Origin of the sequence: Acrocarpospora corrugata, assembly GCF_009687845.1 — a bacterium.
Classification (GTDB): Bacteria; Actinomycetota; Actinomycetes; order Streptosporangiales; family Streptosporangiaceae; genus Acrocarpospora; species Acrocarpospora corrugata.
The window spans coordinates 1-7,098 of sequence record NZ_BLAD01000153.1 but is presented as its reverse complement, the minus strand read 5'-3'; the positions used below and the strand labels follow the sequence as shown (position 1 = coordinate 7,098).

9 protein-coding genes are annotated in these 7,098 nt (G+C 68.8%); all 9 read right to left on the bottom strand.

All coding sequences use genetic code 11. The features are described 5' to 3' along the window. Positions 1-64 precede the first annotated feature (64 nt). Positions 65-496 (bottom strand): Rv3654c family TadE-like protein, encoded by a 432-nt coding sequence (locus Acor_RS41585; protein WP_281353315.1) that lies wholly within the window; start codon positions 494-496, stop codon positions 65-67. Then, a complete protein-coding gene (locus tag Acor_RS41580; RefSeq protein ID WP_155342261.1) occupies positions 493-858 on the bottom strand; it encodes a TadE/TadG family type IV pilus assembly protein in 366 nt (121 codons plus the stop codon). Before Acor_RS41580 ends, Acor_RS41585 begins: the two co-directional genes overlap by 4 nt. Before the next feature lie 44 nt (positions 859-902). Beyond that, the gene (locus Acor_RS41575) at positions 903-1,358 is read right to left on the bottom strand and encodes a TadE/TadG family type IV pilus assembly protein (RefSeq protein WP_155342260.1); all 456 of its coding nucleotides are present in this window, start codon (positions 1,356-1,358) and stop codon (positions 903-905) included. Continuing rightward, positions 1,355-1,585: a hypothetical protein gene (locus tag Acor_RS41570; RefSeq protein ID WP_155342259.1), complete on the bottom strand. Its 231-nt coding sequence runs from the start codon at positions 1,583-1,585 to the stop codon at positions 1,355-1,357. The genes Acor_RS41575 and Acor_RS41570 overlap by 4 nt, the downstream gene beginning before the upstream one ends. Next, complete coding sequence (locus Acor_RS41565; protein WP_155342258.1) at positions 1,586-2,545, bottom strand: type II secretion system protein; 960 nt, start codon at positions 2,543-2,545, stop codon at positions 1,586-1,588. It abuts the gene before it with no gap. Between the two features lie 115 nt (positions 2,546-2,660). Then, positions 2,661-3,566, bottom strand: a complete 906-nt coding sequence (locus Acor_RS41560; RefSeq protein ID WP_155342257.1) for a type II secretion system F family protein — start codon at positions 3,564-3,566, stop codon at positions 2,661-2,663. Further along, positions 3,563-4,861, bottom strand: a complete 1,299-nt coding sequence (locus Acor_RS41555; protein WP_155342256.1) for a TadA family conjugal transfer-associated ATPase — start codon at positions 4,859-4,861, stop codon at positions 3,563-3,565. Before Acor_RS41555 ends, Acor_RS41560 begins: the two co-directional genes overlap by 4 nt. After that, entirely contained in the window at positions 4,858-5,646 is a 789-nt protein-coding gene (locus Acor_RS41550; RefSeq protein WP_155342255.1) for a MinD/ParA family ATP-binding protein, read from the bottom strand. Before Acor_RS41550 ends, Acor_RS41555 begins: the two co-directional genes overlap by 4 nt. Positions 5,647-5,649: 3 nt before the next feature. Beyond that, entirely contained in the window at positions 5,650-6,348 is a 699-nt protein-coding gene (locus Acor_RS41545; RefSeq protein WP_155342254.1) for a hypothetical protein, read from the bottom strand. Between the last annotated feature and the right edge of the window lie 750 nt (positions 6,349-7,098).

The window sequence follows — 7,098 nt, the reverse complement described above, 5'->3', positions numbered from 1 at the left end:
GGCCTTTTCAGGGTGATGACAGGTGAGGGGGTGGGCCATCGATTCGACCGGATCGGTATGGGGGTCATGCGTCCCCCTCGTCGGGAATCGCGGTGGCGATGGCGGTCATGTCGGCGCCGGGGAAGCCGATGACGGAGAGGAAGAAGGCGTCCCAGTGCACGCTGACGCCGATGGTCACCTCGGTCTGGCCGCCGCCGACGGTGCATTCGGTCAATTGCACGCCGTCCAGGGAGTGGGCGGTGATGATCTCTTCGGCTCGGCCGCAGACGTCGGTGTCGGCGAGGAGCCGTACCTGGCCGGTGGCGCGCAGGTTGTCGACGTCGATCTGGTCGGCGGCGCCGCGGGCGCCCTGCTCGGCGATGTCGGCGGCTTTGAGGCGGGAGTTGATCGCTGCTCCGCCGTCGACGAGCAGCCCGGCAAGCAAGAAGACTGCCACCGAGAACAACACCACAAAGACGGACATCGAGCCTTTGTCTGTACGGTCTGGCCTGCTCATTCGACCCTCCGGAACTGTTCCAGCGGGACCACCGAGTTACCGCTCATCCGCGTTGTCGTACCGAAGCCGAGAAAGTCCAGATCCAGTTCGCAAGTGACGGTGATGGCGACCACGCCGCCTTCGACCCATTCGGTGCCGGCCATGCTGACCTGCGGCGGGCAGTCGTCGCCGAGCACGGACTGGGCTGTCTGCTCGGCAGCGGCGACGGCCGCGTCCTCGCTGCGCTGCACCGAAGCGGCCCGGGCCGCGTCCCGGGCCGCCCCGTTGACCTCACCCTGAGCCTCGACGACCCGCCCTGCCCCCACCAGAAACATGAGGAAAAGCAGGAAAATCGGTGCCAGCATCACGGTTTCCGCGGTCATCGACCCACGGTCGCGATTACCGGACGTCGAGCCTCGGGGGGAGTTCACTGGCACGCCTCACTCCCGTCGTCGGGCCGGAAACATTCGACCGGCCCACCCGACCGGGCAGTGATCGTGAAAGCGAGTTCTGGAAGCAACGGCACAACCTGGACGGCGGTCCCGGTCACCTCCACCCCGCGCTGATCCCCTTCTTCGAAGGCCGTCGCGGTCGCGGACTGCAACAGTTCCGGCCCGATCGCCTGAATGATCTGCGTCGCCTTGGCCTCAGCCTCCGAAGGCCACGCCTCAGAGTCCCCGGCGGACCTCGCAACCCTCGCCCCCTCACGGGCAGCGGCATCCGCCACCTGCCGACCGTGAAACCACAACGCCATCTGCACCACAAGAAGCACCACAACGAGAACAACCGGCATCAGAATGGCCAGCTCGATGACCGTCGCCCCTCGCTCGCGACCCCGGCGAGACTGAGGAACGCGGACGGGCTTTGGGGTTCTTGGGGTCATTGACCGACACCACTCCCGTCGCCGCCGCCCCCGCCGCCGCCGAAGTTGCTGCTGATTTCAGCGGATTTGCCTTCGACCAGGCCCTTGATGAGGGTGGCGAGGCCGAGGGCGACGCCGGCGATGATCGCCGTGATGATGACCCATTCGACCGCGGAGGCGCCTTTGGTAGGGGCGTTGCGGGCTTGCTGGATTCGGACGTTCAGCAGGACTACCAGGTACTCGATCATCTATGACCCCAACATCTTCATGGCTGCCGGATAACTGAGAAAGATCACGAAGCCGGCGCACAGCAGGAGCTGAGCCACGAGCATCGATTGGGAGCGTTCGCCTGCCTTGCCTTCGATCTCGGCCAGCTCACGTCGCCGGAGCGTGGCGGATCGGGCGGTCAGCGACGAGCGCACCTTGGCTCCGTCGTCGGCGACCAGGCCGAGCGCCGCGGACAGGTCGCGCAGTTCGTCGACGTTGATCTCGTCGCCCAGCTGGCCGAGGGCCTGCCACGGGGTGATGCCGACGATCCTGGCGTTCGCCAAGGCTTCCCGGATGCGCTCCATCGCCCAGTTCGAGCCCGGCTCGTCGGCCGGGGATCCGTTCGCGCCCGCGGATCCGGGGCTGCCGACGGAGACCGCCATCAGCAGGGCCTCGGGCACCCCCCGCCCGCCGGCCAGGTTCATCGCCACCAGGTCGAGGAACGCTCCGACCGCGTGGCGGAAGTCGCGCCGCCGTACCGCCGCGTCGCGCCGGACCTGGGCGTCCGGCAGCAGGAAGAACACCACCGACACCAGCAGGGCCGACCAGAACGGGACATGCAGCGAAACGCCCCACCCCATCAGCGCGAGCCAGCCGACCAGCAGCGGGAACGCGAACAGGCCGGAGACCGCGAGCAGGACTTTGGTGGCCAGGAAGCCCTCGAACGATTTGCCGAGGAGAGTGAGGTCTGCCCGTACCGACCGCACCTCCCAGCCGCGCGACTGGTAGAACCGGGCCAGCCGAAGCCCCAGCGCCCGGCGGAACGCGCTGACCTGCTCATTGGAGGCGACCAGCGGCGTGCGCACCGCCTCCTCGCCCGCCCGCGCCCGATCGAGCGCGGCCAGCCGCGTCACCAGCCCCGGCCGCGGCGGGAACAACGCCCGCAACAGCAGAAAGATCCCCAACCCGAGCACGGCCCCGGCGAGCACGGTCTCCGTCACAAGATCACCCCCACCCGAGGAAGAGACGACGGCACGCGAGTCGGCGCCCGCATCGCCGCGAGCCCTGGAGGGGACGACGCCACCCCGGCGCGGCTGGGCGTCGAAACGGCCGTTGTCATGAGGGCACCTCGGCTTCTTCCTGGCGGGCGGGGGCCTCGGCGCGGCGGTAGGGGGCGAGGATTCGGGCGGGCTGGTCGAATCTGGCCAGGCGTCGCATCCAGGCGAAACCCGCGCCGAACAGGGCGGCTACCACGAAGAGGACGGCCTGGCCGAGGAGGGAGTTGTACTCCTCGACGTACGACCGGTTGAAGATCACTAGGAAGGCGGCGAAGGCGAGGGCGGTGCCGACGACGATCTGGACGCTGCGGCGGGTGGCGCGGCGTTCGGCTTCTACGCGGCGGCGCATGTCGAGCTCTTCGCGGGCCGAGAGGGCGAGGGCGGAGAGCACGTCGCGGAGGCCGGGGCCGCGGAGTTTGGAGTTGAGGATCAGGGCCGCGACGACCAGGTCGGCGGAGGGGTCGTTGAGTTCGTCGGCGAACATCCGGAGCGCGTCGGAGAGGGCCATCCGGGTGTGCATGCGGTCGACCAGGGCGCGCAGGTGCGGGCGCAGGCTGGGGGCGGCGGCGCGGATGGAGACGGGGATCGCCTGTTCGAGGCCGGCCGCGCCGGCGATGGTGTCGCGGAGGGATTCGGTCCAGGCGGCGAGGCCCTCCAGGCGGCGCATGGAGCCGCGTTCCTCGGCTGCGCCGCCGGTGAGGCCGCGCCAGGCGATCACGAGCAGGGCGGAGCCGACGGCGACCACGGGCCAGCTGGTGAGGACCAGGACGACGGCGCCGGTGATGACGGCGACCGCGGTTCTGGTGGAGAGCGTGCGCAGCAGTTCCATCCGGCGGGCGGCGCCGTCGGGAGCGGAGGGGCGGGGGGGCCTGCCGTACAGGGCGAGGGCGAGGAGGAAGAGGCCGCCGCCGATGGCGGCGCCGGCGAGCAGGACGGCGGGTTCCAGGAGGCCGGGGGGGATCATGACCAGGCTCCTTCGTAGCCGTGTTCGGCCAGTTCCTCGATGCAGGCGATGGGCGCGTGCGGGATGACGGATCCGTTGTCGGTGGCGATGAAGATCTCGGAGGAGAGCACCCGGCCGTCGCAACCCGCTACTTCGCGGACCGAGGAGACGAATCGGCGTAACCGGCCGCCGCGGTGGTAGTCATTGCGTTTCTCGATGAAGACGACGAAGTCGATGGCGCCCGCGATGAGCATGTGGCTGGCCTCGATGGGGAGGCGCTCCTCGGCCTGCAGGGCATACGTGGCGATGCGGTTGAAGACCTCGATCGAGGAGTTGGCGTGGATCGTGGACAGCGAGCCGTCGTTGCCCTGGGTCATCGCGTTGAGCATGGTGACGATCTCGTCGCCGAGGACCTCGCCGACGATCACCCGGGACGGGTTCATCCGGAGGGACCGGCGGACCAGTTCGGCCATGCTGATCTCGCCCTGGCCTTCGGAGTTGGGCAGTCGTTGCTCGAAGGCGATCACGTTGGGGTGGAGTTCGGGGAACTGGTCGAGGCCGAGTTCCAGCGCGCGTTCCACCGTGATCAGGCGTTCCACCGGGGCGATCTCGTTGGCGACCGCGCGCAGCAGGGTGGTCTTTCCCGCGTTGGTGGACCCGGCGATCATGATGTTCTTCCGGGCGGACACGGCGGCGGACAGGAATCGGCCCAGTTCGGCGGAGAGTGTGCCGTTGCCGACCAGGTCGCTGATGAAGACCTTGCCCAGGCGGGCCCGGCGGATGGAGATCGCGGGCCGGACCGTGACGTCCATCACGGCGGACAGGCGGGAGCCGTCCGGGAGGCGCAGGTCGAGTTGCGGGTTGGCGGTGTCGAACGGGCGGGAGGAGAGGCCGGAGTAGGCGGCCAGGATCTGGATGAGCTCGATCAGCTCCTCGTCGGATTCGGCCACCGGTTCGTGGGTGAGCTCCTGGCCGTCGGCGTACCCGACGAAGACCCGGTCGCAGCCGTTGATGTCGATGTTCTCGACCTCGGGGTCGTCCAGCAGCGGCTGCAGGCGGCCGACGCCGAACAGGGCGGCGTGGATGCCGGCGGCGAGGGCCTCCTCCTCTTCCGCGCTCGGCGGGGTCCGGCCGACGCCGATCTCGCCCCGGGCGAACTCCTCCAGAACCTGGGCGATCAGCGCCCGCGCGAACTGGCGCTCATCCTCGCCGCTCATCGGCCGCAGGCCGCTGGCCTGGTCCAGCCGGCGCTGCTGGGCGAGCCGGTCGCCGACCTCCTGCCGGAAGCGTTTCACCAGGGTGTGGTCGATGTTCACGGGCTCTCCTCGCGGGGCCCCGGCACGATCGGCCGCCCGTTGACCCGGCGCGGCTCCGGTTCGCCGACCCGCCCGGCCAGGCGGCCGGCCAGCTCGCGCGCGGTCCGGATCAGCATGCTGCGGTCCAGCCGCCCACCCCACTGGCCGCGCAGCAGTTCGGCTCCTTTCGGGTCGTACGCGAGACCGCCGACGAACGCGACATCCCATCCGGAGACGATCCGCCGGACCTCGTCGAGTTCGGACCGGTACGCCCGGGGATCGGCGATCACGACCACGCCCACCTGCTGCTTGAGCAGGGTCAGCCGCTCGCGCAGATGCGCCACGTGATCGAGGCTGGCCCGGGTGAACAGCACGACCTGGTCGGCTTCGGCGAGCAGTTCGTTGACGGCCGGGTGGGAGCCCAGCCGGCCGCAGTCGGCCAGCACGTCGGTGTGCGGCAGCGCGGCCAGCGAACGCCCGAGCGGGCTCCACAGCCAGGTCAGACCGGCGGCCTGTTCCGCGTTGGTGAGCCCCGCCAGCACGTCGAGGCCGCCGATCAGCTTCTGGGTGTGCTCGTACACCTGCTCGGCGTGCAGCCCGCGACGGGCCACCGCGCCCAGGCTGAGCAGCCCCCGGCCCGGGTTGAGCACGCCGCCGTCTGCGGCCGGCAGCCGGTAGGCCAGATCGCCGCCGGACGGGTCGCATTCGGCGAGCAGCACCGGCCGCGGCCACACCGCGCCCAGCGCGGTCGCGGCGGTGGTCACTCCTGGGGCTCCCTTGTCGGCGGCCAGGACGATCAGTGCCATTCGCTACCGTTCCCCGGGAAGTACGGCCAGGGCGATCTCGCCGCTGGAGGCGTACTGGGCGACGGTCGGGGAGACCGCCGCGTCCACGATCACGGTGACCAGGCCGGTGGCGGTACGGCCCGGCGCGCCGACGCTGTGCACGAGCGCGTTGGCGGCGAGGATGCGCTGCTGGGAGGTGGCGGCGCCGGTGCCCCGGCCGGCGGCGGGGACGTAGATGATCTGGACGATGTCGCCCTTGGTAAGCCCTACCGGGGCTTGTCCTGATTTGAGGGCGAGGCCAACCTGGGCTTTGCCTGGGCCGAGTTGTTCGCTGGCGGTGCTGGTCATGTTCTCGGTGAGCAGGGTGCCCGGGAGCAGGGTGACCGAGGCGTAGGTGGTGAGCACGCGGTCGCGGAAGCGCCAGGCCACGTAGTCGATGCCGGTTTCGGCGATCTGGACCTCCTGGAGGGCGGACGAGGGGATCTTCTCGCCCGCGCCGACCTGCTCAATGATCCGTACAGCTGAGACGCGGTCGCCGCTGCGCAGCACCAGCAGGGTCGTGGCCAGTGCTCCGCCCAGAATCAGGAGCACGGCCAGCGCCGCGAGGGCCGGCTTGCGCTCCCGCGGTGGCACCGGCAGTTTCCGCGCTGCCGGGCCGGACAGGCCAGGACGTTCCACCGGGCCGGTACGGCTTTCGCGGGCGGGCTTCTCGCTGATCCTCATGGGTGGGGGGCTCCCAGAGTCCAAGTCCACGCAGCACACGGCACAAGGCCATGATCACGAGGAGGGTTGATCAAAACATTTTCGGATTCGCGCGAAATTTCACGCCATTATGGACATCCCCGAAGGGCACGGTTCCGGAAAACGAGGGACCCATGCTTATCGGTTATAGGTCAAGCCGTCAACGATAAAAATATTGCCGCAGGTCAATAGATAGGTCTGTCACACTGGTAACACACGTAACATAGCTACCGGATCTTCCTGAGATACTGTCTTAACACGACATAACCACAAAAAGTCAAGAGGCTACGAAATGTCAACTCAAATCGACTTGACTAGTGTCTTGACAGAACTTGTTGACGGGGCTTCATTGTGGAGATCGTCGGATGATGATTGGTTGGCGGAGCCCTTTGCGACGCTCGCGCTCGGCAGTCAATGGAGTGATATGCACGAGTTGCCGGCCCTCTCCCCACCCACCCACCCCTTGGAACGCTCGCGTGCAGCGGCACTTATGTGCTTGGACCCATCCGTGCTTATGACCGAACCGCAACCCCGGCAGTTCAGCCCCTTCCCGTGCCTTCACTTAGTGCTACGGCCGGATCGCTCCACACGTTCACTCCAGACCCAGGCGCGTTCCAAGAACCCCCCTCACCACGTTCCCGCGCCGACCCTCCGCCGCCCCGCCTCCGCGACGAAGCTCCCCCTCATTGCCACCTTTCGCGGCACACCTTCCTGCGGCGCACCCCTCGTCAA

Coding starts and splice junctions, on each gene's coding strand:
- Acor_RS41585 (WP_281353315.1), bottom strand. CDS start 496: ATGAGCAGGCCAGACCGTACAGACAAAGGCTCGATGTCCGTCTTTGTG.
- Acor_RS41580 (WP_155342261.1), bottom strand. CDS start 858: ATGACCGCGGAAACCGTGATGCTGGCACCGATTTTCCTGCTTTTCCTC.
- Acor_RS41575 (WP_155342260.1), bottom strand. CDS start 1,358: ATGACCCCAAGAACCCCAAAGCCCGTCCGCGTTCCTCAGTCTCGCCGG.
- Acor_RS41570 (WP_155342259.1), bottom strand. CDS start 1,585: ATGATCGAGTACCTGGTAGTCCTGCTGAACGTCCGAATCCAGCAAGCC.
- Acor_RS41560 (WP_155342257.1), bottom strand. CDS start 3,566: ATGATCCCCCCCGGCCTCCTGGAACCCGCCGTCCTGCTCGCCGGCGCC.
- Acor_RS41550 (WP_155342255.1), bottom strand. CDS start 5,646: ATGGCACTGATCGTCCTGGCCGCCGACAAGGGAGCCCCAGGAGTGACC.
- Acor_RS41545 (WP_155342254.1), bottom strand. CDS start 6,348: ATGAGGATCAGCGAGAAGCCCGCCCGCGAAAGCCGTACCGGCCCGGTG.